Here is a 394-nt window from a genome sequence, read left to right on the forward strand (position 1 = left end):
CTTCAACGCCGCGGTGCCGGAAATTCTCGCCAGCAACGTGCTGACCCGCAGCGACATCGGCCTGCTGGCGACGCTGTTTTACATCACCTACGGGCTGTCTAAATTTTTATCCGGCATCGTTAGCGACCGCTCCAACGCCCGCTACTTTATGGGCCTCGGCCTGATTGCGACCGGCGTGGTCAATATCCTGTTCGGCTTTTCCACCTCGCTGTGGGCCTTTGCGCTGCTGTGGGCGCTGAACGCCTTTTTCCAGGGGTGGGGTTCGCCGGTGTGCGCCCGCCTGCTGACGTCCTGGTACTCCCGTACCGAGCGCGGCGGCTGGTGGGCGCTGTGGAACACCGCCCACAACGTCGGCGGCGCGCTGATCCCGATGGTCATCGGCGCCGCGGCGCTG

The 394-nt window shown here is 64.7% G+C and carries 1 protein-coding gene; it reads left to right on the forward strand.

Annotated features, from left to right (window positions below):
- A partial coding sequence (locus tag GVN67_RS29475; protein ID WP_160000806.1) for an MFS transporter occupies window positions 1-394 on the forward strand: 394 nt, incomplete at both ends.

The sequence above is a fragment of the Roseomonas sp. 18066 genome, from assembly GCF_902706185.1.
Taxonomy (GTDB): domain Bacteria; phylum Pseudomonadota; class Alphaproteobacteria; order Acetobacterales; family Acetobacteraceae; genus Pseudoroseomonas.